This is a genomic window from Paenibacillus sp. Cedars (genome assembly GCF_003184205.1).
Taxonomy (GTDB): Bacteria; Bacillota; Bacilli; order Paenibacillales; family Paenibacillaceae; genus Paenibacillus_AQ; species Paenibacillus_AQ glucanolyticus.
In genome coordinates this window covers 6,386,545-6,406,954 of the sequence record NZ_CP020866.1, presented here as the reverse complement: position 1 = coordinate 6,406,954, position 20,410 = coordinate 6,386,545, and the positions used below count along the sequence as shown (strand labels likewise).

Annotated in this window: 32 protein-coding genes; 4 read left to right on the top strand and 28 right to left on the bottom strand. The window is 45.4% G+C overall.

Annotation, left to right across the window (positions count from 1 at the left end; all coding sequences use genetic code 11):
- Positions 1 to 76: 76 nt before the first annotated feature.
- The 3 genes from B9D94_RS30765 to B9D94_RS30755 all read right to left on the bottom strand — a co-directional run bounded on the left by B9D94_RS30765 (position 77) and on the right by B9D94_RS30755 (position 1,741).
- Positions 77 to 490 (bottom strand): DUF2513 domain-containing protein, encoded by a 414-nt coding sequence (locus B9D94_RS30765; protein ID WP_148248699.1) that lies wholly within the window; start codon positions 488 to 490, stop codon positions 77 to 79.
- A 59-nt stretch (positions 491 to 549) separates the two neighbouring features.
- Positions 550 to 978 (bottom strand): hypothetical protein, encoded by a 429-nt coding sequence (locus tag B9D94_RS30760; protein WP_148248698.1) that lies wholly within the window; start codon positions 976 to 978, stop codon positions 550 to 552.
- A gap of 562 nt (positions 979 to 1,540) precedes the next feature.
- Positions 1,541 to 1,741 carry a hypothetical protein gene (locus tag B9D94_RS30755; RefSeq protein ID WP_148248697.1) on the bottom strand — a complete coding sequence of 67 codons (201 nt, stop codon included), beginning with the start codon at positions 1,739 to 1,741 and terminating at the stop codon, positions 1,541 to 1,543.
- Between the two features lie 381 nt (positions 1,742 to 2,122).
- On the opposite strand from B9D94_RS30755, the gene B9D94_RS30750 reads away from it, so the two are divergent.
- Positions 2,123 to 2,800, top strand: coding sequence for an SDR family NAD(P)-dependent oxidoreductase (locus tag B9D94_RS30750; RefSeq protein ID WP_172964023.1), 678 nt, complete (start codon positions 2,123 to 2,125; stop codon positions 2,798 to 2,800).
- 61 nt (positions 2,801 to 2,861) lie between these two features.
- On the opposite strand, the gene B9D94_RS30745 is transcribed toward B9D94_RS30750, so the two are convergent.
- The 25 genes from B9D94_RS30745 to B9D94_RS30635 form a co-directional block, all read right to left on the bottom strand.
- Positions 2,862 to 3,257, bottom strand: coding sequence for a VOC family protein (locus B9D94_RS30745; RefSeq protein WP_148248695.1), 396 nt, complete (start codon positions 3,255 to 3,257; stop codon positions 2,862 to 2,864).
- A gap of 145 nt (positions 3,258 to 3,402) precedes the next feature.
- On the bottom strand, positions 3,403 to 3,894 hold the full coding sequence (locus B9D94_RS30740; protein WP_253806086.1) for a hypothetical protein: 492 nt from the start codon (positions 3,892 to 3,894) through the stop codon (positions 3,403 to 3,405).
- A 260-nt stretch (positions 3,895 to 4,154) separates the two neighbouring features.
- Positions 4,155 to 4,313 (bottom strand): hypothetical protein, encoded by a 159-nt coding sequence (locus B9D94_RS31230; RefSeq protein ID WP_172964022.1) that lies wholly within the window; start codon positions 4,311 to 4,313, stop codon positions 4,155 to 4,157.
- 37 nt (positions 4,314 to 4,350) lie between these two features.
- Positions 4,351 to 4,587, bottom strand: coding sequence for a hypothetical protein (locus B9D94_RS30735; RefSeq protein ID WP_148248694.1), 237 nt, complete (start codon positions 4,585 to 4,587; stop codon positions 4,351 to 4,353).
- A 13-nt stretch (positions 4,588 to 4,600) separates the two neighbouring features.
- Positions 4,601 to 5,377: a hypothetical protein gene (locus B9D94_RS30730; protein ID WP_148248693.1), complete on the bottom strand. Its 777-nt coding sequence runs from the start codon at positions 5,375 to 5,377 to the stop codon at positions 4,601 to 4,603.
- Positions 5,378 to 5,379: 2 nt separating this feature from the next.
- Positions 5,380 to 5,646, bottom strand: coding sequence for a hypothetical protein (locus B9D94_RS30725; RefSeq protein ID WP_148248692.1), 267 nt, complete (start codon positions 5,644 to 5,646; stop codon positions 5,380 to 5,382).
- Positions 5,647 to 5,648: 2 nt separating this feature from the next.
- Positions 5,649 to 6,176, bottom strand: coding sequence for a hypothetical protein (locus tag B9D94_RS30720; protein ID WP_148248691.1), 528 nt, complete (start codon positions 6,174 to 6,176; stop codon positions 5,649 to 5,651).
- Between the two features lie 96 nt (positions 6,177 to 6,272).
- Positions 6,273 to 6,923, bottom strand: a complete 651-nt coding sequence (locus B9D94_RS30715) for a hypothetical protein (protein ID WP_172963891.1) — start codon at positions 6,921 to 6,923, stop codon at positions 6,273 to 6,275.
- Between the two features lie 176 nt (positions 6,924 to 7,099).
- A complete protein-coding gene (locus B9D94_RS30710; protein ID WP_148248689.1) occupies positions 7,100 to 7,636 on the bottom strand; it encodes a hypothetical protein in 537 nt (178 codons plus the stop codon).
- On the bottom strand, positions 7,633 to 7,761 hold the full coding sequence (locus tag B9D94_RS31820) for a hypothetical protein (RefSeq protein WP_301337237.1): 129 nt from the start codon (positions 7,759 to 7,761) through the stop codon (positions 7,633 to 7,635). The genes B9D94_RS30710 and B9D94_RS31820 overlap by 4 nt, the downstream gene beginning before the upstream one ends.
- Positions 7,762 to 7,892: 131 nt before the next feature.
- Entirely contained in the window at positions 7,893 to 8,027 is a 135-nt protein-coding gene (locus B9D94_RS31815; RefSeq protein WP_301337236.1) for a hypothetical protein, read from the bottom strand.
- A 234-nt stretch (positions 8,028 to 8,261) separates the two neighbouring features.
- Entirely contained in the window at positions 8,262 to 9,686 is a 1,425-nt protein-coding gene (gene dnaB, locus B9D94_RS30700) for a replicative DNA helicase (RefSeq protein ID WP_148248687.1), read from the bottom strand.
- Entirely contained in the window at positions 9,664 to 9,999 is a 336-nt protein-coding gene (locus B9D94_RS30695) for a replicative helicase loader/inhibitor (protein ID WP_148248686.1), read from the bottom strand. Before B9D94_RS30695 ends, dnaB begins: the two co-directional genes overlap by 23 nt.
- Positions 9,986 to 10,993, bottom strand: coding sequence for a MarR family transcriptional regulator (locus B9D94_RS30690; RefSeq protein ID WP_148248685.1), 1,008 nt, complete (start codon positions 10,991 to 10,993; stop codon positions 9,986 to 9,988). Before B9D94_RS30690 ends, B9D94_RS30695 begins: the two co-directional genes overlap by 14 nt.
- Before the next feature lie 49 nt (positions 10,994 to 11,042).
- Entirely contained in the window at positions 11,043 to 11,234 is a 192-nt protein-coding gene (locus tag B9D94_RS30685; protein WP_148248684.1) for a hypothetical protein, read from the bottom strand.
- 181 nt (positions 11,235 to 11,415) lie between these two features.
- Positions 11,416 to 12,123 (bottom strand): MBL fold metallo-hydrolase, encoded by a 708-nt coding sequence (locus B9D94_RS30675; protein ID WP_148248891.1) that lies wholly within the window; start codon positions 12,121 to 12,123, stop codon positions 11,416 to 11,418.
- Entirely contained in the window at positions 12,120 to 13,076 is a 957-nt protein-coding gene (locus B9D94_RS30670) for a recombinase RecT (RefSeq protein WP_253806085.1), read from the bottom strand. The genes B9D94_RS30675 and B9D94_RS30670 overlap by 4 nt, the downstream gene beginning before the upstream one ends.
- A gap of 252 nt (positions 13,077 to 13,328) precedes the next feature.
- On the bottom strand, positions 13,329 to 15,323 hold the full coding sequence (locus tag B9D94_RS30665; protein WP_148248682.1) for an AAA family ATPase: 1,995 nt from the start codon (positions 15,321 to 15,323) through the stop codon (positions 13,329 to 13,331).
- Positions 15,320 to 15,541 (bottom strand): hypothetical protein, encoded by a 222-nt coding sequence (locus B9D94_RS30660; protein ID WP_148248681.1) that lies wholly within the window; start codon positions 15,539 to 15,541, stop codon positions 15,320 to 15,322. The genes B9D94_RS30665 and B9D94_RS30660 overlap by 4 nt, the downstream gene beginning before the upstream one ends.
- 58 nt (positions 15,542 to 15,599) lie before the next feature.
- A complete protein-coding gene (locus tag B9D94_RS30655; RefSeq protein WP_148248680.1) occupies positions 15,600 to 15,878 on the bottom strand; it encodes a hypothetical protein in 279 nt (92 codons plus the stop codon).
- 151 nt (positions 15,879 to 16,029) lie between these two features.
- On the bottom strand, positions 16,030 to 16,470 hold the full coding sequence (locus tag B9D94_RS30650) for a hypothetical protein (protein ID WP_148248679.1): 441 nt from the start codon (positions 16,468 to 16,470) through the stop codon (positions 16,030 to 16,032).
- A gap of 281 nt (positions 16,471 to 16,751) precedes the next feature.
- Entirely contained in the window at positions 16,752 to 17,267 is a 516-nt protein-coding gene (locus tag B9D94_RS30645; protein ID WP_148248678.1) for a helix-turn-helix transcriptional regulator, read from the bottom strand.
- A 313-nt stretch (positions 17,268 to 17,580) separates the two neighbouring features.
- The gene (locus tag B9D94_RS30640) at positions 17,581 to 17,895 is read right to left on the bottom strand and encodes a hypothetical protein (protein WP_148248677.1); all 315 of its coding nucleotides are present in this window, start codon (positions 17,893 to 17,895) and stop codon (positions 17,581 to 17,583) included.
- A 13-nt stretch (positions 17,896 to 17,908) separates the two neighbouring features.
- Positions 17,909 to 18,052 carry a hypothetical protein gene (locus B9D94_RS31225; RefSeq protein ID WP_172964021.1) on the bottom strand — a complete coding sequence of 48 codons (144 nt, stop codon included), beginning with the start codon at positions 18,050 to 18,052 and terminating at the stop codon, positions 17,909 to 17,911.
- The gene (locus B9D94_RS30635; protein WP_172964020.1) at positions 18,053 to 18,322 is read right to left on the bottom strand and encodes a helix-turn-helix transcriptional regulator; all 270 of its coding nucleotides are present in this window, start codon (positions 18,320 to 18,322) and stop codon (positions 18,053 to 18,055) included.
- A gap of 154 nt (positions 18,323 to 18,476) precedes the next feature.
- On the opposite strand from B9D94_RS30635, the gene B9D94_RS30630 reads away from it, so the two are divergent.
- From B9D94_RS30630 to B9D94_RS30620, 3 genes are all read left to right on the top strand, one after another.
- On the top strand, positions 18,477 to 18,902 hold the full coding sequence (locus B9D94_RS30630) for a helix-turn-helix domain-containing protein (protein ID WP_148248675.1): 426 nt from the start codon (positions 18,477 to 18,479) through the stop codon (positions 18,900 to 18,902).
- Positions 18,903 to 18,933: 31 nt separating this feature from the next.
- Entirely contained in the window at positions 18,934 to 19,290 is a 357-nt protein-coding gene (locus B9D94_RS30625) for a hypothetical protein (RefSeq protein WP_148248674.1), read from the top strand.
- 234 nt (positions 19,291 to 19,524) lie between these two features.
- Positions 19,525 to 20,409, top strand: a complete 885-nt coding sequence (locus B9D94_RS30620; RefSeq protein WP_148248673.1) for an ImmA/IrrE family metallo-endopeptidase — start codon at positions 19,525 to 19,527, stop codon at positions 20,407 to 20,409.
- Position 20,410 lies beyond the last annotated feature (1 nt).

The following is a 20,410-nucleotide window of genomic DNA, read 5'->3' as shown; positions in this document are numbered from 1 at the left end:
AATCAATAACCATCACCTTAAAACGGCCTAGATTTCGTCTTCTGAAAGCAAAAGAAAAAGCACCCTAAGGTGCCCACTATTTCAAACCTAATTTTTTTAAAGCAAATTCCTTTGCCAATTCTCCAGTAACCGTTGCTAACACGGAAAATGGAGTAGCAGAAAGCTGCTTACCCAATGTTTTCTTGACCTTCGACCAATTTTCGTTATCTCTTATGGAATCTAAAAATTCGTGCCCTTGCCAAGTTAATGTTACAGGGTAGTATTTTTCTGGGCCAGCTGTGTTAGTATCCCAATCAAAATCTCGGTCTAGTTGAAAAGTAGAAATAAAACCTGCCTCCTCCAAGATTTTAACATGATAATAGAAATCCACGTCGTCAACTCCGTCAATCCATGAAGATTTATAAGGAACTTTCTCCGGGTGCTTCCCTTCCGGACCAAGGGATTCAGTAAGCAAGAGAACCTCGCGAACTATGTCCATATTTCTCTTCATAATGCCACCTCCTGGTTATGCTTCGCAATTCGACATCGGGAATTATTTCCCTTCAACGATTACCAGACGTATTTATCAGACTCCACGACCTCAGCCAAGGATCTCCACAAGAAAGCCACGAGCGACTCTCCTTCCGAGCTTTGAAATACTGAGCCTCCGTTCCAAAGAAGAATCCAACCATGGCCGAATGTACTAAGGTTGAACGGAAAAGCAAAGGATAACAGCTCCATCAGCATGCCGGTGGTGAAGAGAGGATATGCTTCGTCGAAACTGATCTTTTGATTGTCCCCGTATACGAGAATAATATCTTGAAGCTGCTCATCATAATAATCATTCAAAACCACATGTCTGACATCGGGTTGACCCTTAATGAAAAATTGATCACCAACTTTATAATCAAAAAACGGCTTATCAATGATTTTTTTTAGCGTTTCTTCCCCGATCGATAACGTCTCTTCTGCAGTTAAGATATCTCGTTCCAGTTGCATATAAACACCCCTAATGCGATTTATTCAGCTTTAGGAGGATTTTACCTCTTTCTGGCACTCAGGTCGAGAACAAAACTGCTTCGTTCCGGTCCATTCACCCCAATAACACCCTTTGCACTTCTCCGGTTGTTTTGGTGCGGATCGCGGTCGTTGCAGCTTATTACGTTTTCCGGCCATGTCGTCGTTCCTTCCTATTTCGTGGTGGGCTGCTTGCTGTCACTCTGATTAACCATTGAATCCACTTCATTTATCCGTCACGCTCCTACGAGGAAATAAAAAAAGCCGCTCCAGAAAGGAACGACTGCTATCGATTTATGTACGCATTTCTGCGATTTTATTACGATTTTTGGCATTCACGTTACGCTTTTGAAAGAATGGCGACCGTGCCGGCCGCAGCAAAAACGCTGCGCTCTTTGCTTTAAAAGCATATGTACTTAGTTACTAGAGAGGAAGAACAAGACCATTTTACTGATTTCATAAAACCTCAGTCAACCTTCATAAAGTTTATACACTGGATTTTTTCCATTGTAATCTACTTATCCCTCAATAATACTCACTCATTCTATTTGGTCCATCCCCAAATCCCGCTAGCAATATACACTGAAATAATAAGAGTAGCTGCCAGAATAAAGGGGAATGCCGCTTTGACTGTTCTTTTGATTTCAGGAATAAAAATTGTCAATAAATAAAGCACTATAGAGATTCCCAACAAACTAACTATTCCGATGATAATTGGTCCAGTAGCTTCCCAAAGCTGATTCAAATGTTATTCACCTCCTGAAGCCTAATTTCGACATCAGTAGAAAACTTACCTGCTCAGGTTCTACCAAATCCTTGAAATAGAAAAAGCGAGAAGAGTTACGCCCCGGTCATATGCCGCATTCATGCAGCCGTGCGTGTCATTCTCGCCTTTTTCTATGCTTACATCCTATCATGGGAAAACCGCCATGTGGTGCTCAACTTAGGGTCACGTTAGAGTCAATTTGGTTCAGTTTAAGGTCAAATTCCGCTTAATTTTATGGTCTGCTCAATCGCTCCTCATATTTACAAAGCAGATGAGGGTTATTAAGCTAACGGGCAGGATACTTTGGTGCTGCCTCGAATATACAGTGAAATAGAATTAGTAAAGTAAGGGGTGATAGAAGTGAATTGTTTTATACTAACAGGTGCTTCACATGGAATAGGTGAAGCCATCGGAAAAAAACTGTTATCAGATAATCATCATCTTATATGTGTCTCGAGAAAAAAGAATGAAGCACTTATTTCTTTGGCAAATTCACAAAAGCAAACGGTTTTGGATTATTTCGAATTTGATTTAAACCATGTTGCAGACATTGATAAATTAATGAAAAGTATCTTCGAGAAGATAAATCCTGATGTTGATTCATTGTATCTAATCAATAATGCAGCAATTTTCTTTAATCAACCTATAGAAGACACAGACCCAGGTTTAATAGCCCAGTTGATGAATATTAATTTGGTTTCACCAATGATTTTAACTTCAAGTTTTATAAAGTATTCGAAACATTTAAATGTCGAAAAGAGAATTTTGAATGTTTCGTCGGGATCATCATTCAATTTGGCCTCAGGTGGAAGTTGTTACTCCACATCTAAAGCCGGTTTAGAAACATTCACTAAAAGCATTGGAATCGAAGAGACCGATGTTAAGATCATGGCAGTTAGACCAGGCATGGTCAATACTGAAATGCACGCTACCACAGCAAATAAGAAGAATCTAAAAACACCTGAATATGCTGCAGATAGAATACTTACTTTTCTTATAGACCGTTTTGAACACGGGAAGACGGTAAAAGCTTGGTAAGGGTCTGTTAAACTAACGGGCAGGTTAGTGTGGTCATGGTCAATTGCCTTTAGCAGCTTAATCACCTTGCTTTTGGAGCAAATAATTCATGGATATTTCCTTCTGGGTCAGCAAAGAATGCAGTTCTATGGCTCCAAGGCATATCCGAAGGAGCTTTGATAGGAGTAGCCCCTTTTGCAATGATTTCTGCATAAACTCTATCCAATTCATCTGCCGAATCAACGGGAAATGCCAGTTCAAAACTTTGCCCACTTTTTCGTTCTTTGTAATCTTTGTGTTCAGTGATTTGATACATTATTTCACGAGAACATATCGCAAATCTTACACCTTTATTTTCTAACCCATAGTAGTGATCTGATTCTGAATCGATACGAAAACCAAGTGCGTCTCGATAAAACTCCCCCATTTTTGATACATCGTCTGCCAAAACTGTAATCAGGTCGATTCTTGGCTCCATTTTTCTCAACACCTACTTTCAATTAATTATTAAGCATTTTACCATATTATTGTATTAAGCTAACGGAAAACGTTAGTTCAATAAAATAGCGGTAAACTAAGACTTTATTTCGCATCTTAGTTTGCCGCTTTTTGTTGCACACTTCTTAAAACTCCACATTATCCTGCTCAAAGAATCCCATCAGTTTTAACGTGTTAGCCATACTTTCAGTGCCTTCAGCGATCTTCCGACGAATAGTACTGTCGCTCAGACCATGTCTGAAGAACAGCAATGTCTCCTTATAGGAGTAACCCTGCAAGTACCTGTAATCGACAGCCTTCCTTTCATCATCGTCTTGAATCAAACTGAATGCCCTCCGTAGCTGGTGAGTATAAAACTGATATCTCTGATATACCCAGCGCTGCTTTTCAATCAGAATCGTAGCGTTGGCCGTCTTATCAGCATGTAGATCCTCCTGATCGATCCGGCGGGCAGCTTCGCCATCAATGGCCACTTGTTTTAAATCTTCTTCGAATTTTTCAAAATCCTGCATGAGCATTGTCATCTCTTTATACTTTCCGAGCAGGAATTTTGTGCGCTGGATCTCCGCTTCGTTTGCTTTTGGAAAGAGCTCTCCTTGTCCCCATGCCATCGCCATTCCCCTCAATCCCCTTTATGCTATAATTATTGAGAGGAATATATTACCGATTGACCCCCGCGCCCGGCCAGGTTTTGGGGGTCTTCTTCAACTCCTGATATTTTGATGTTCGCAAGTCACTTTCCCCAAATATCTCTATAACACTTCCGGCAAACCTTTATTTTGTTTCCGTTCATTTGGTTTTTCATCACGCACACTGCTTCATTCCTTTTGCATAGGTCACAGATCGGTTTGGCCTGATTCCCCGCGTTCCTGTTCATCTATTCTATAATTCCTTTGCTACCAGCCCACTCACCTCTTATATGGGCTTGTTTAAACACGTATTCAAGCGCGTCTTCAAACGACATATCAAGTCTTTTAACCATTTCAAAAACTTCTTTCTTGAACTCCTCCAAAGTTTGATCGAACAATCTCTTCATAGTCCTCGCTCCTTGTATGGGGGCCCGCAGCCCTGTATTATCTAACCCAATTGAATCCTCTGTTATGGTCCTCGATCAGGTACGCCTTGCCACGCCGGACAAAGTTGTTCGGCTCCACTCGCAACGTGCCGGCTCCCGTTTGAACAACTCCTCGTTCGGCAAGCTCAGTGCCTGCAGCAACGACCATTTTGATCTGCTCAATGCGGCAGCCGGATTCGATCAGCGGATTCAACGCCTGGTCAATCAACTGAATTGCTTTAAGGGATATGGCCATTTCAGCATCTCCTTTACTTTGCCTCTTCTCGTAATCTGCGACGTTTGAAATCAAAGCCCATACGCTCCAATTTCCCTCGAACACCGAGGGCGCTTTTTCCTAGCGTCGAGCCGATCGTTTCGTAGCTGTACCCTTCTTGAGCCATCTGGAGCAATGTTTGAACCTCATCAGGTGTATATTTGATTATGTTATTCAGGCGGACCGGTCGCATTTTGAGATTAAGATCATGGATCCGTCGTTTTATGGACGATTCCGATCGGTTAAACATGCGGGCTAATTCCGGATAGGTAATTTCGGTTTTCAGGATCTGAGCAAGCCTCTGGTCCTCTGCAGGCGTCCAGTCAACGGATTGCCATGTTTTCTGGGACCTTAATTGATCTGCTTTTCGTTTTACTTTCGCCCATTCAGGCTCAGGCCCAATTGTCCCCGGTTCCATTTTAGCTAGGTTCAGCAGCTCTTTATGTTTCTCAGCCCATTTCCAGAAGTCGGAGTACGCTATAACCAAAACTCTCGCACTTTGAGCAAACAACTTCTTTTTGGCGGGCATCCCATAACGATTAATCCAATTTTTCATCGTAGAGTATTCTCGACCAAGCGCTTTACCAAGTTGGCAGACCGTTATACCATCAAAGTTCATTCTGGCATCAGATAACCCTATACGCTGAGCCTTAAGTTTTACGGCATCTACGCTTCTTCCAAGGCGCATCGATATCCCCTTAATGCTTGTTACTCCCCATTGTTCTTGAAGGTAATCTGCTTCTTCTTTTGTCCAACTAGGGGCCTTTGGCATATCTATACCCCCAATGACTGGAACTCAGCGCCCTCGGTATCATCAATTGTTACCGTAGACATCCCGTCCCATTTCTCACGGATCTCCTTGGCTTTTGATTTGACCGCGGCTGCTTGCTTCGGCTGCAGAACAATCCCCATCGCTTCTTCGTAATGTTGCGCTGCCTTTGCGTAAGCTCTGCTGTGCATGTAATTCATCCAGTTCCAAAATTTATGATTGCTGAAGGTCTTCACCTTCTGAAATACTCGTCTACGGGTCTGCTCATCCACCGTCAATTCCTCCCCGATAGTTTCTTCTGATAAACGTGAGCGAATATATTGCCGTGCTTTCTTCTGACAGCCCTCGCCCCTTTAGATGCGCGTTCTGTAGGCGTGTAAAGCGGTCTTGTTTTCGCTTCCTCTACTGTCCACCCGCAGTCTTTTACTCTCTTCCGAAATGTCTCGTATGAAATGCCGTTGCGAGCGGCTTCCTTGATGTCTTCTGGCTCGAAAATCTTGACTCTATAGTTGTCTAGATTTTTGATTATTTCCTTCGTGCTCATAACTGGTTTCATCGCTGCGTCTTGCTTTGACCAACCACGGTAAACTCTTTTGAAATACAGCCTTTTAGATATCCCGTTCTCTGCAGCAATATCCAACCACTTACGATGGATGATCGTCTTCCGCGGCGAGGTTATGACCGCTCTATCCTTGTCCCATCCGAGTCCACGGATTCGATGATTCACAAGTTCTCTCGAAACTCCATTTTGGGCAGCTAGTTCATATTCAGCCGGCGTAATGTAGTAGTCATAAACCTTCACAGGTTCTCCTCCCCCATTCTAGGAACTGACGTTCTGCAAGAAGCATGTATTTAGGTACCCCGGTCTGCTTCGACCGGGGCTGGAATGTATTTATATTTAAGCGACACCGTTGCTTTTCATTACTTCTTTGACCGCTTCTTTGTACTTAGCGTATTTTCCGTTCAGCTGACCCGATGTCATACCGACACTGTTGGCAAGCTCACGCCAGGTCACTTCCTCCGTACGCTTACGTTTTAGCAACTCAGGGAAATCAAGCGGATGGTCAGGAAACGATGGTCGCTGCGCAAGAATGTACTCTTCCAGTTCTTCCTTGCTTATCTCTTCATCGCTGGATGTCTGGCTTTCCTCAGGATCAGGGCCGTCGTCCGCTGCAGGGGCTTGGTCAGATTCTTCGAAGCTCATCTCCTGCCCACCAGACTGCTCATGCTGTTGTTCCTGCATCCATTCGGGAAGATCCGAGCCTTCTTGGGTTGAACCCTCGCCGATGATCTCCTTTTCATAATCATTCAGCTCGTCGCCATCCTCTGCCGGCGGAGGGTCCCCTGCAGGATCTTCCGCTTGTCCTTCACTGTGTTCAGCGGATCCCTCTGATCCGGATTCCTCGAGGTTCAACTCAGCCTGATTCTCATCCTTCTGCTCATCCGATTGCTCAACAGCTGTCACCACGCCAGAAGCATCTGCAGTTACGCGCCGGCCACCTTGGTAAAGCTTGTAGGCGTCGTCATCTTCATCAAAGTCGAATGACATTTGTGGATCTCCTAGGAATACGTTGAGCTCTTCCCCTTGGTTGTTACTTAAGAAGACCAAATGTGGTAATGCTGCTCTAAGCGGAAAAGTCAGTTTAATCTCAATAGTCGACTCCCCAATTTTGATGCCTTTTGCCAATTCTCCAGTAAGTTTCGCAAAATCTTTCCCCATATCGATCACTTTCCCTTCTTCTTTTTAGCCGGCTTTTTCACCGGTGGATTGATAATGTTATGAATAACTTCCTGCTGCGGCTTGGTAAGCTGTACAGGCTCATGAATTGCTCTTATGACTTGCGCCAGGACAAAGGCGTCCCGGACGTTATCACTTGGGTGTTCAAACCCCCAGCGTTTGAAAATAGGCAGGATTAGCTCCTCTTTCGACCCTTTCCCCACCCCAGTAGCAAATTTTTTGAGTTGGGTGGGTGCTACCTCGATGTATTTCTGCTTTCTCACATACAGTCCGATGCGAATTGCCCAGCCTATTGCATACTGTTGTCCCACAAAAGATCCGGTCGACCCATGAGAGAATCCCTCGATGGCCACTTTGTCGGTTGGCTGGATTAACCGGAGTGTCCGGACAACAACATCGTTGATCCGTGCAGCATCTAACGCACCATCCGCTTGGATCTCGATCCTTTTCAAGACATTACCGTTCGGGTCCAATATAGCGACCCCCGTTTTCGTTGAGTGGTCTACCCCGACATACCGGTTCATTTCCCCACCTTCTTCAATTCTTGGGCGGCGTACTGATAGGCTGCAGCAGCAGCTGTGTTATCGTCAGCTTCGGCCTTCGTTTCCAGGTCGTCAATAACTCTTTTGATTTCGTCTCTTACTTCCACGTTTCTTGGCCCTCCTTTTCCTGTTGGACTTCGACCATCCGCGGAGCACGAAAACTTCTCCAATTTGTCGGCCGTCTTTGTCATAGATGATTTCCCAGGGTGACTCTTGAAAAAACGGATCGATCCGAACCTCACTGCGCAAGCTGTCCGCCTCCGATCTTCATAGCGAGTTCAAACTCTTTGACACCCTCGTCAATCTCAGAAGATTCCATGCCTGAGAACTCGGTAAACAGTTCCTGACGATCGGGGACATTGCCAGTATTCATGAACCGGTGCCTCATGTATTCGAACACACTCCACTTGCTCCAAGGACTCCCCATCATGCACCTCGACGTATGGCGCGTTTCTTTAATCCGCTCTTACTAATCAAAAGCAACTCAGTCGGGGTATCCTGGACGACTAACCAGGAATCCGGAACGAGCTTCCATGCCTTCATTTCTTCTTTCTGCTTACGGGTAGGTTTTGTTGGCCTCGTTTGTTTCCCCAATGTAATTCCTCCCTCACGCCCATTGGCGTTTATCCATATTGACCACCTTGTTCTGTTTTGGTGGCTGCGGACCGGGATCCGAATGCACCCGATCGTAATTGACAAACTTATTGAATTGCTTCAGGAAGACCAGTTCCACAGTCCCCACTGGACCATTCCGTTGTTTAGCGATGATGATCTCGATGATATTTTTCTTTTCGGATTCCTTATCGTAGTAGTCGTCTCGGTAAAGGAATGCAACGATATCGGCATCCTGCTCGATCGACCCAGATTCCCGAAGGTCACTCATCATTGGACGCTTGTCCTGACGTTGCTCCACGCCTCGGCTGAGCTGGGAAAGAGCAATAACGGGCACATCCAGTTCCCTGGCCAAGTGTTTCAGCGTCCTGGATATCTCGGACACTTCTTGTTGACGGTTCTCCTGTCCACGCCCTTTTCCGGCACTGGCGATTAGCTGCAAGTAATCGATCACGATCAACCCAAGCCCTTCCTGTTTCTTCAGCCTGCGGCATTTCGACCGGATATCATGGACCGTGATGCCTGGCGAATCATCAATCAGGATATTAGCCCCACCCAGCACACCAGCAGCCGCGGACATTTTGCCCCAATCATCTTCAGCCATATCACCCATTCGGAGTTTACTTGCTTCCAAATTCCCTTCAGCGCTGACCATTCGAGTCACCAGCTGTGCAGCCGACATTTCTAAACTAAATATCGCCACTGGGTCCCTGCTCAGAAGTGCTACATTCTGCGCAACATTGAGGGCAAAGGCTGTTTTCCCGACTGATGGTCGGGCAGCGACAATGATTAAATCACTTCGTTGTAAACCAGCTGTGATTGAATCCAAAGCTGTGTATCCAGTTTGAAGTCCTGTAACCTCACCGGTCTTAAATGCCTCTGATTTCACTTCTGTCGTCTCGATGACTTCCACCAGCACGTCATTGATTCGTTTGAAATCCTGCTTAGGAGCTGCGCGATCTGCAAGACTCGTAGCGACTTGCTGCGCTGATGTGACCAGGCGCTGTATATCCTCACCCGCGACGGCAGCCTGTATCCCGGCCATACTCGATCGGATATACTCACGCAACATGAACTTGTTTTGTACGGATGTGACGTAGGATTCTATATTCGCTGTCGTTGGCACCGAATGGGCCAGCTTTGACAAGTAGCTTACGCCGCCAATATCCTCAAGCTCTTTCTGATCCTGCAGACACGAAGTCAAAGTCACCAGATCGATCGGCTGCCCTTCCTCGGCCAGCTCCAACATTCGGCTAAAGATGATCTGATGTTCTGCGCGATAAAAGGCATTCGGAACCAGTGCCTCAACGTACTCGTACACATCCGGATTGATCAGGATCGCGCCTAGTACAGAACATTCGGCAGCCAAGTCATGTGGCATCTCAGGCATAAACATGTCAGGCTCGTTTGAGTTTCGCATATATAGCCTCTTTCCAACCTGGTGGAGGCGGGCACGCTTCTTCTCGAGCACGGGCACGCTCAGCGAAATATTCCTCGGTAGCCACCTTCATCCGGTCCCGTTCAATTTGCTCTCCTAAGCTCCCGCGGATCTCCGCAATATTTGGCGGATATTTGCTTGACATGATGTGCTTATCCACGTTCTCCTGAGCAACATCCTTCTGAAAATCCCAGAGATATTTGTGATCGGCTTTTACTCGATCAAGCGATGCGTCAAAAGCCGGATAGTATTTTTTGATGTGCTTATACAGTTCGGCAACCTCAACAACTTCCACGCTCTCTCTCCTCCCTGATAAAACGTTCAAGTTCGTCTATCTCTTGCTGTTGCTTGCTCTTCCGTTTTGATGGTTCTGGATTTACAGCCGGCACCGCAGTCTTTGCCTGAGCCCGTTCGAGATAGGAAAGCAAGTCATCCCAGCAGCCGAATATCACCGTTTTGCAGTAAGAAAACAACCTGATCTTATCTGCTGGCCGCCTTCTGGTAGCCTTCTTTCTGGCGATAGCAAGATCGATGAAAAAGTATACGAGATCCAGCGGCATGGCCTCGTTCGCAACCTCGCGTACATGTTCCCAATCGCTTGGAACAGGATTAAGCACCCCGTTCTTCTGCATGTAATATTTTTCGATTTGGAGAACACGTTGTTCGATTGTCGGTTTATCAAGGTCTATTTGGCCTGTGGAGACGGCACCCACAGCGGACGTCAGCACCCCGGACCTTGAGCTCAACTCTTTTTGATCGTCTTCGCTTAATCCATTAATCCATCTATCTATCAAGTTCTTTATAATATCTTTTAGATCAGACATTTCTGTCCGATCACTCCCTGAAATTTGCTCGTGATCGGACATATTTGTCTGTTCACCACCCTCATGATCAGACAATTTTGTCTTATCACTTTCCGTATGATCGGACATTTCTGTCTGTTCATCTTCATGTGATCGGACAATTTTGTCCGTCCACTTCTTCGAATTTCTAACTGAGAGAATCAAACCTCTGGGAGCCCTGGTCACTCGTATGTATTCATGCTGCTCTAGGTTGTCCAACCAGCGGCTCACAGTCTTGTCATTAACCCCGAATCTCTCACCGATCTCTGACAGCTTCATAGGCTTGTTCCTTAGGACGATGCCCCAGACGGTCCCCTCCTCTTGTTTCTCGGATGTCGTGGAGCTTACGCACCAAAGGAATAGCCATATCGCGTTGCCTATGTTCTTATAATGTTCTGGCTCCAGTAATCCGGAGTACATCGGAAAAGGGTAACTGCCTTCGGGCATATAATCATCCCCTGACTAACTACTAATGATTTGACTTACATCCTTGTTTTCATATAGCACGTTCCCTCATAATCCTTTCTTTCCACTCCTTGTCTCCAAGGCATCGGCCTGGTGTTATTTCAAAGTGCCTTCGGCCCAGAACAAAGGAGACAAACTTACCTGAAGACCGTTCGTAGTACATACCGTTTAAAACCGACTGAACGTCCTCTTCGAAAATATCCAACTGAATGGGTTCATTCACGTTTTACGCCCCCTGTCGTCCCGTAGGAACACGATTGGGTATATCACTCGAACAACCGTCCATCCGGGGTATCCTCGAGCGAAATATGCCCTGGTCTCCCTCTTAAATTCCTCTGGATCGGTTTGCATTAGCTTCCAGATCCGATCGCCCATCATACTTCGCATCAAAGGTTGTTCCTCGATCATCGACCAGCCACCCGGACGAGCTTGCCTGTTGTCTCTTGGATCTCTCGCTTGAACCGTTCCTCGTCGCTATTTCCATCTGATAGGTGCAACAGCCAAATCTCCTGAACTTTTCGGGTATCATTGGCTTTCAAGAAATCTTTTACATGATCCAGGCCAAAGTGCGATTTCAGCAGCCGTTTCATTTGCGCTGGGTGGAGGCGGCCGGTTGCCACCCGTTCCTTTACAATGTCCATCGAATAATTGCATTCCACCATGATGTGGGTCAGATCTCGGAAACGGTGCCGGCAGTAGAAGGTGTCCGTAAGAAATACCAATTTGTCGCCGGCTGTATTAGCCAGAAGGAACCCTAGTGGTTCCTCCACGTCATGCTGGATATCAAAGGGTAAGATGTTCCAAGTCCCAATCTGGAGATCCGTCATGGCCTTGATCACCTTTAGTCGATGCCCTGATAACCCTCTGGCGTCCGCCGTTCCTTGACTGGTGTACACGTTAATTCCGGCCTTCATGATGTCCTTGGCAGCCTTGCTATGATCCAGGTGTTCATGGGTGATCAAGCAGCCCGCAATCTCTGACATTCGAAACTTCAAAGCCCGTTGCAGTGACTTGAAAGGAAATCCGGCCTCCAGTAGGAGAGCCGTTTTCCCATCGCTAATCCGGTAGGCATTACCCGCGCTGCTGGAGCCTAGACAGTGAATATCGATCACCAAGACTCAGGGCCGCTGCCAGCCGTCTCCATAGGTGGTACATCACCTGAGAAATCTTCAAAGTCCATCGCTTGTTGATCTCCAGGATCCGGCTTGGATTTAGTACCACTACCTGAAGAAGTTTCCTTTTTGGTTTGGGTCGGCTCAGGTTCCGAATCTGTGTCAATCGGTGGAGTGATGTCAATGACTTCGCCATTTGCATTGGCAGCTATCTCTGCTTCAACTTCTGCTTCAGCAAGAACCTCGTCCTGACGTTGAAAGTGTTTCATGACCAGGCTGCCATCATCAGAAGTGTTCATATAAGCTTTACAGGCACGATTGATAACAGTTCGTTTTGCCATCTCTCCAGGAAACTCATTATGGGTGCTGTTTTCCTTGTCCGGATTCTGTTTTGATTTCTTCCAGGCTTGACGGATCTCTTTCATCGTCATCACCTCGGTGTATTCACGGCCATCCGGCCAGTAAATTGTGCAGTAGGCCCCAGCAATCTTGTCATCATCCATGTTGGAAAAACTCGGCTTATGCTTTGTGATTTTTTTACGGCCACGAACAATTTCAAATTCGAATTCGTCACCATCATAAATAATTTGCGCATCGATTTCTTCTGCCCCAGTTACTCGTTTGGTCACGGCCATCGTGCCAAAGTAGCTGCGCTGAAAGGTTAAATTCTTGCCATATACAATGAAATAGCCTTGTTTCTTGGCTGGATTCAGACCCTGCACAACCATGTCCAATAGGGCATTGGCGATGCTGTCTCGGCTGCAAACTTCCAAAGCCGGTTTATAGTCCTTGGTCTGTACTGATTGAAGAAGGAGCCACGCTGATTTCATAGCGTTCTCTGGACTGTAGCTTGCGGGGAAGTGAATCTCCCCGCGCTCTTGAAATTGCCGAACCTTATCTGCTACTACATCAACTGTGTCGCGCTTTACGAGCGCCAATTGTTGCGTACTCATTTAGATCGCCTCCTAAGATTAATCGTAATATGATCTGTTACAGTGGGGGCAGCCAGTCACCAATTCAGAACCGGCCTTTTCGACTGTGATTCCAGAGGTATATGTGCCACCATTCCATCCGGAATACTCATGTGGTTCATAGATGTTCTTCCTACAACTCCAGCAGTTACCGGATTGGGGAGCAAAGTGAGGGGCTTCGTTCTCCTCACAATATTTTTTCTGAGCTTGAATGCTCTTGATGATGTCATACATTCAAATCGCCTCCTGCATGTTTTTATGAGCTACGACGCGCAGCTTCTTGTCCGCTTCCGAAACAACCAGTCGAATTATCTGAGCGTCTGTGTCGATCAGTTGGGTTACCGATTCGGCGTTATCGATAAAGATCGGTGCCGAGAATCCGTAGTGTTCGCTGAGAGTGTTAATGATGTCCAGTCCTACATTGATCCGGGCGGCATTGTTCAGGCCGCCATCGTACGGCACCCCATCGAAAAGTGTCGTACAGACGTCATTCAGGCCGCCATTTAGTTGTTCCTCGAAAAGACGGAACCGTGCGTACTTGAATTTGTTGTTAATCCTGGACTCGAGCGCGGATACTTTGGTCCGTGTGAACTCTTCCGTAAGGAACAACTCGTGTTCCAGGCGCTCATACTCGGCGGCCAGCTCGCGTTCCTGCTCAGACAACTCAGCGATCCTTTGTTCTATCTTCTGAACCTGTGCGAACTTTTGCTTGTCGGCCTCCAATTCATCAACTTGCTGGCGAAGCACACGAATTTCAGATTGCACCTTGGAAACAGCATCGGCACTTGATGAGCGAAGCTGCTCGATCTCGGCTCGTACTGCCTCAGCTTCTTGAAGTTTTACCTGGTACTCAGGATCATCTAACGGGTTAGCAATCGACATCTGAAGCTCGGTGAGTTTGACGTTGGCCGCCGAGACTTCGGACTGCTTTGCAGCCAATTCCTCATCCAGTGAGAACTGCTTATCCGCAAGATCTTTCCAGGCTTCATTCAGCTTCCTAGATTCTGCAGCAGCAGCTTTGCCATCAGCAGAGATTTGATCAAGCCGGCGCGACTTGTTAAGGTTGAAATCGGCTAGCGCCTTGTCTTGGGCAGCCTGGACCTGATCCTCAGGAAGAGCTTGTCCGCATGCAGGGCAATTAGGGCCGTGATCATGATCATGGATCGGAAACTCAAGAGAATTCGCAGCATCCCACTCTTCCATAAGCCGCTTAATCTGGCTCTCGGACCGTGCTGCTTGTCGCTTGTACTGTTCAATCTCACGTTGGCCAGCAGAAATTCGCGTCTGTAGATCCGATGCTTCGCCGCGCAGTTGCATTAACCGCTCTCGTTGTTCATTAACAGCCTGCAAACCTCCAGCCTGGACACGTTGCTTGATGTCTGTCAGCTCAGCGTTGATTTCGCGCAAGCGAACCTCCTTTAAGGACAATTCTCCACCTGATTGGATCCGCTGAAGCTCGGCTACCTTGAAGTCGATTCTACTGCGCAGCGTGTCGATGTCATCCTGCAGAAGTTCGGCGTCCAAATCGGAAACGTCCGGCATGTCTCGGTGTTTTTCATCAATCCGGGTAGGGATCAGGTTTATTTCTTTTTTGATCTCAGCAAGTTGTGCTTTTATGGTCTGTTTATGTTTTTCGATGCTACGATCCTCCAGGACAGCAGCTAATGGGGTAAGGTCGGGATTGCTGGCGATAATTTCGGCATTCGTCATATCTCCGCAAACATCAAGTAATATTTTGCGGCGAGCTTCAGGCTTCAGCTCCTCGTTGAACTGAGTTGGACTGGTCAGGAGTTTGAAAATATCCTCATTGATCAAGGCAGCAACCTCAGACTTGTACTCATTTTCTTTGACTGGAACACCGTCGACGAAATATTTGTGTGTATGACCGTCAAATACAGATGTAGCCGAGCCTCTTTTTTGGGCCCATTTTTCTAGATACACTTTCCGGAATGTCCGCCGGCGTTGATCAACAAGGAGTACCGCTTCAACCGCGTGATCCAATCCGTGCTGTACCACTTTGCCCTCCTTGTTCACTTCCTTGATCTCAAACTTTGAACGATTGCTGCTATCCTTACCAAAGAGCAGCCAGACAAAGGCATCAAATAACGTCGTTTTTCCAGTTGCGTTATCCCCAAAGGCATCTACATCACCGCCGTTGGCAAGAAGTACAAATTCACGGAATCCCTTAAAATTCCGAAGCGTCAAGCTTTCCAAGATGATTCTTTTCAAGCGATCTCCTCCTTAATGGGCGATTCAGGATATTTCATGTTTTCAAAGTGCTGCTTGATAGTGAATTCTATCTCGGCCAGTTGATCATCGTTCAAGTGAAGCTCTACTGTTCCGCTCTGAGCTCTAACTGACAGGATCGTCGGTGAATACATTCGTTTGGGTTGGACTACTACTTCCAATCGTTCACCGGTTATATCCATCGATGTTGCAATACTCATGGGTAATCACTCCCTCTTGTGTGATTCGCCCCCATCTGTTATAGTGGGGGCATCAAAATTAAATTTTGGCACCAGATGTGACCCGTACCCGCGGGTCATTTTCTGTTTTCACAGTTTCCGCAGGTCCGTCTTCCACGAACTCATGCCACTCTGCGATGATCGGGCAATTTTCAACACTGGCAATAATCTGTTCGTTCTCATCGATGACCCAGAACTCGGATATGTTGTCGTCTCCCACCTGCTTGATCTCAATGACTTCACGACCGTTCACCTCTGTTCCGACTTCAAAAATTCTTGTCGGATTGCTGACAACAGTCAGCTTTTGGATCACTTGCATGGCGTTTCCTCCCTTCATATGTACTTTTCAAGGTGGGCCGGGGGTTGGCACCACCTTGGATGCGTCAGCCGCATCTCTCGACGCCGAACAGGAGAATAGGTTAGAAAACTGTCCGAAGCCGAGAGACAGGGCCGACTGGCCTGTCATACTATTATTTTTGAATCAATCGTTCATAATGTTGTGCGAATGCATACTTGATATCTTCCGGAAGCATATCTACCGCTTCCGCGAATATCTTGTACACGGCAAATGCCTGTTCCATAGCAACAAACTTATTCACACGTTCAACCGCCTGAGAATGCTCTTCAGAGCAAGCTCGTGTATATAGTTCAGATGCTACTGCGTGATCTTTTTCTACCTGCAGGTAACGTTCAGCCAATGCTAATGCAAACTGCTGGATATCTTCTTCAGTCATCTTCTTTGAGTCAGTGGAAATAGATTCTTGCTTTCCGTGTTGATAAGCCGCCTGGATAAGTCCGGCAATTGTGCTGCTTGTCTCTTCTTCCCAACCATTCAACCATTCAAGAACACTAGTTTCTTGGTTCGTGAGCTCTCGACCGATCAGATGCTTAACCCCGATTTTATTAATCATGCCGTTTCCCCCTTGCGCTTCTGACGCTCAGCCGTTAAAATAGACGACAAGAGACTCATTAGTCGTGATCTCAACCGAGACTGCCCTGCCAGGCAGTCTTTTTTCATGCCCATTTCTTTTTCTGCGAATCTGATCATGTTGTTTAAATATGATTCAGCAGATTCTATCTTCCCAGGCAACATTACCTCTGGATTCTTCCGGATCCATTCCAAGTTATGTGAAGCGTTTCTTCCAGCTTCCCTCGCCTCAGCGACTAACTGTTCTCTCAACATTCCGGTTCCTCATTTCATATATTTTTTAGACTTCATAATTGATCGATGCTCTTTCCAAGTAGCAAGCCAAGAGAAGGAATACTCCTTACACAGCACTGCGGCCAGATGGGTCAATGCAGTGATCGCTTCGACCGTCTCCATCAGTAGACGCTGGATCTGTTTCCTCTCTGACTCATCGAGTTGATCGTTCGTCTTGCTGATGGGAGCTTGTCCAGACACCGTGAGTACCTCTTTCACTTCCTCAATGCTCTTGATCAGAACGCTTGCTCTATGTAAGTCCACATTGTTGAGCCAGGGTGCAAAAGCACCGCCGGTTACCTCCCCGGCTGCCGCAATGTAGAGCTGGCCATCATCGTAATGCGTTGCGGTGCTTTGCATGATATCGTTTGGTGGCTTACGGGATCCTTTAATGATCTTGCCAATCGTTGAATTATCAATTTTGGCCACTTTTGCAGCCTGTAATTTGGTCTGGCCTTTACGTTTGAGGACTTCCTCAAGCGCGCTGCCAAATTGTCCAATCGCCATATAAATCTGTGCTCCTTTGCCCAATTTTTGGGGTGATATTGGACAAGGGGTTGCTGTAATATTTAGTTGTGAGCAAAACCTTCCCCCTCGTCATCCCCTTCGCCGCTGGCAGCTGGTACCGCTCCGGCGGCTTTCTTCTATCCTCTTTAAATTTTCTTGTGCTTCCTTCAAAACTTTTTTTCTTTCAAGCTTTGATAGGCTTTCCGGATTTACTGCAAAATTCGGAAGTGACATATCTAATGCGATCTCAACATCTATGTTTTTCAGCAGGCTTCTTGTTACTGTTGCTGAAACGCAGCCTGTTCGAGATGAATTACGAATCCACCGGAACTTCATTATTGCCACCCTCACATAAAATTTGATTGAATCTGAGTGCTTCTGGATCGCCATTTTTCAATCTAGCCTTGAATCTATCAGCGACTTCTTTAGGTGACATAGTCACTATGTTTCCTTCGTTGATAACGATCCCACCATTCTCAGAGAGTTGGATCGCAACAGGGCCAGTAATCGGTCTTCTCTGATTTGATTCAGCAAGTAGCTTGAGAGCAGTATTTCGTTGTTGTTCATTCATAGCTGGATCGATGGAAACGATATTGATATCCAAGGGGATTGCTAAGTTTGTATCCATAGCTCCTGCCTCCTTAGAATTTAATGAGTACATAACGTGTTTTATTTGAATCCGGCCACATGCTGTGCAGAGTCCATCCTTCAGACAACAATTCGTTTACTTTTGCAAAATCATATGTTTCCTTGACTGCTGTTGCTTCTGATAGTTGGTGTTCCATCTAACCCACCTCCTTCCGTTCCGACGTTTCGGTAGACTGAGTTTCGAGTGTTTTGAATTTCAACACATCAGGGTTAAAAAAAATATCTCCTAAAGGACGAGCCAGAGTATCCGATATCTTTTTCATAGTATCTGCACTTGGGTTATATGCGCCCGTCTCAATCTGAGATAATGACGTCCTCTCGATCCCAATGAGATCGGCCAGTTCCTGCTGCGTCATCTTTAATTCCTTTCGTATTCTGGCGATATTATTCCCCAACACCTTACTCATTTGCATCACCTCGCTTGCTGTTTTGTATTTCTAAACAAATAATAAAACACTATGTTTCGAATGTCAACACATGTTTTGAAATTTAGAACAACATCATAGTAATAGGTTGTGTTTTGATATACACAACATTTAAAATTAATGAAGGTGATGCAATGTGAAAAATACCAAGAAGCTTGGTAAATTAATCAAAGAATTGAGATTGAAAAATGATTTATCCTTACGGGATCTTGAGAAAAAATCAGGAGTAAGCTATTCATTCATCAGTTCTATAGAAAATGACAGGTATTCGCCATCAAGAGATAAAGTTCTTGCACTGGCAAACTCCTTAGACGGAGCAGATGTAAATGAATTGCTTCTGTTATCAGGATTTGCCCCAGAAGATAACGTCACTAAAGAACTTGAATATACAGCTCAAGAACAAGCAGAGTTCGAGGAATTTATTAATAACCCTGAACACGGGATTTTCTTTAAAGATTATTTGAGCGCACCAGAAGAACGTCGTGAGGAAATGAGGATAATATTCAAGGCATTGATGGAAAAAGAAAAGGGGCGTAAGCCTGGACAACGACAAGGTGAATAAGCAAATACCTCAGCCGATGAGGATTTAATTAGTGGTGATTACTTTGAATCATGAAGAGATCAGAAAAGGGGTAACCCAATCTCGTGAGAGTGAGTCTGGAGTAAATTGGTTGTTCGGAGAGATAATTATTATTGCAGTGATATCAGGTATATACTTTTCTTCATGGTGGGTTTTCGGAGGGGTTTTTCTAGGTTCGATTATTCTTATGAACATTAAACCACTACGATATTTGTTATTTATAATTCTTTCTTTAGGATGTGGAGTTGTAGGCTGGATTATCGGGCAATGGTTCGACAGCCTAGGTGCTTCAGTTGTCATCTCTGTTATTGCTGCCTTAGCTTCTGGAGGAGCGCATATCTATGCTAATAAATGGTTGAACGATGTATAGGGGGATTAAATAAGAGATCCACGGTAAAAACTGTTCAATTCAATGAAAAATTAGATGACAACTTGTCTGATATCCGCGGTGATGTTCGCGTCTTAAATCACCGTATAGCCGATCTAGAAATGGAAGTCGAGAAATTAAAGAATCGCTAACATTATCTCTGATTCAAAAGCAGCCAGTTACTGGCTTTTCTTTTTACATATTAACCGAACATATATTCCCGTAGGAGGTTGCAACATGTTTAGATATTATGAAACCACTCCGTTAGAACAATATGCAGAGAAATTATATAAAGATTGCGGAATACTTATTCCAAAGCAGCTTACAATCGAAGAACTATCTAGACGGCTGAATGTCTGGGTTCACTACAAAAAAGTCCGGAGTCGTGCGGTCGAAACAACGCCAGGGAGGTATAGTGTTTTTCTTGATAGTAGATTATCTCCTGAAAAACAATGGAGTGAATTCCTCCATGAACTCTGTCATTTACTCAGGCATGCTGGTAACCAGATGGTACTTCCAAAATCATTCACCCAAGCTCAGGAAGATGAAGCGAACAACTTCGTCTTATATGCAGCCATGCCGTTTTTTATGATTTCCCAACTTACTTTACCAGATAACCAGACTGATGCTATTCGTTACATAGCGACCACTTTTAAAGTTCCGAAAAACATCGCTAAGCAGAGACTTGAACAAATCCAGCGAAGAGAATATCAAGGGAAAATACTGAGCGAAACTGCAAAGTTCATGAAAACTCGGAGTCACATAGATTTAGAAGAAACTCCAACCCTGAGTGAAACGACGTTCTATGCATACTTTGACCCAAGTGGTGATTACATCGAGCCATCCCAAATTATTATTCAAGTAGATAAAGAAACCATGCTCTCTCAAGAAGAGCTTATCTTCTCGCTAGATGGACCATTCAAACGAATCGAAGAGAACCAGCTGGAGGCATTCGTCGACTCTAAACCTGTAAAGTTTAATGATCTGGATTACACAAGAGATGGGCAAATCAGTCTTAAGCTGAGCCATCTCGCCAGCAGGTATTATAACTCAGCATTCAAGTTCATTGTACAAAGGAAAGATATTGAACAAGTACTGGATTTTTATGGGGCAGATTTTTAAA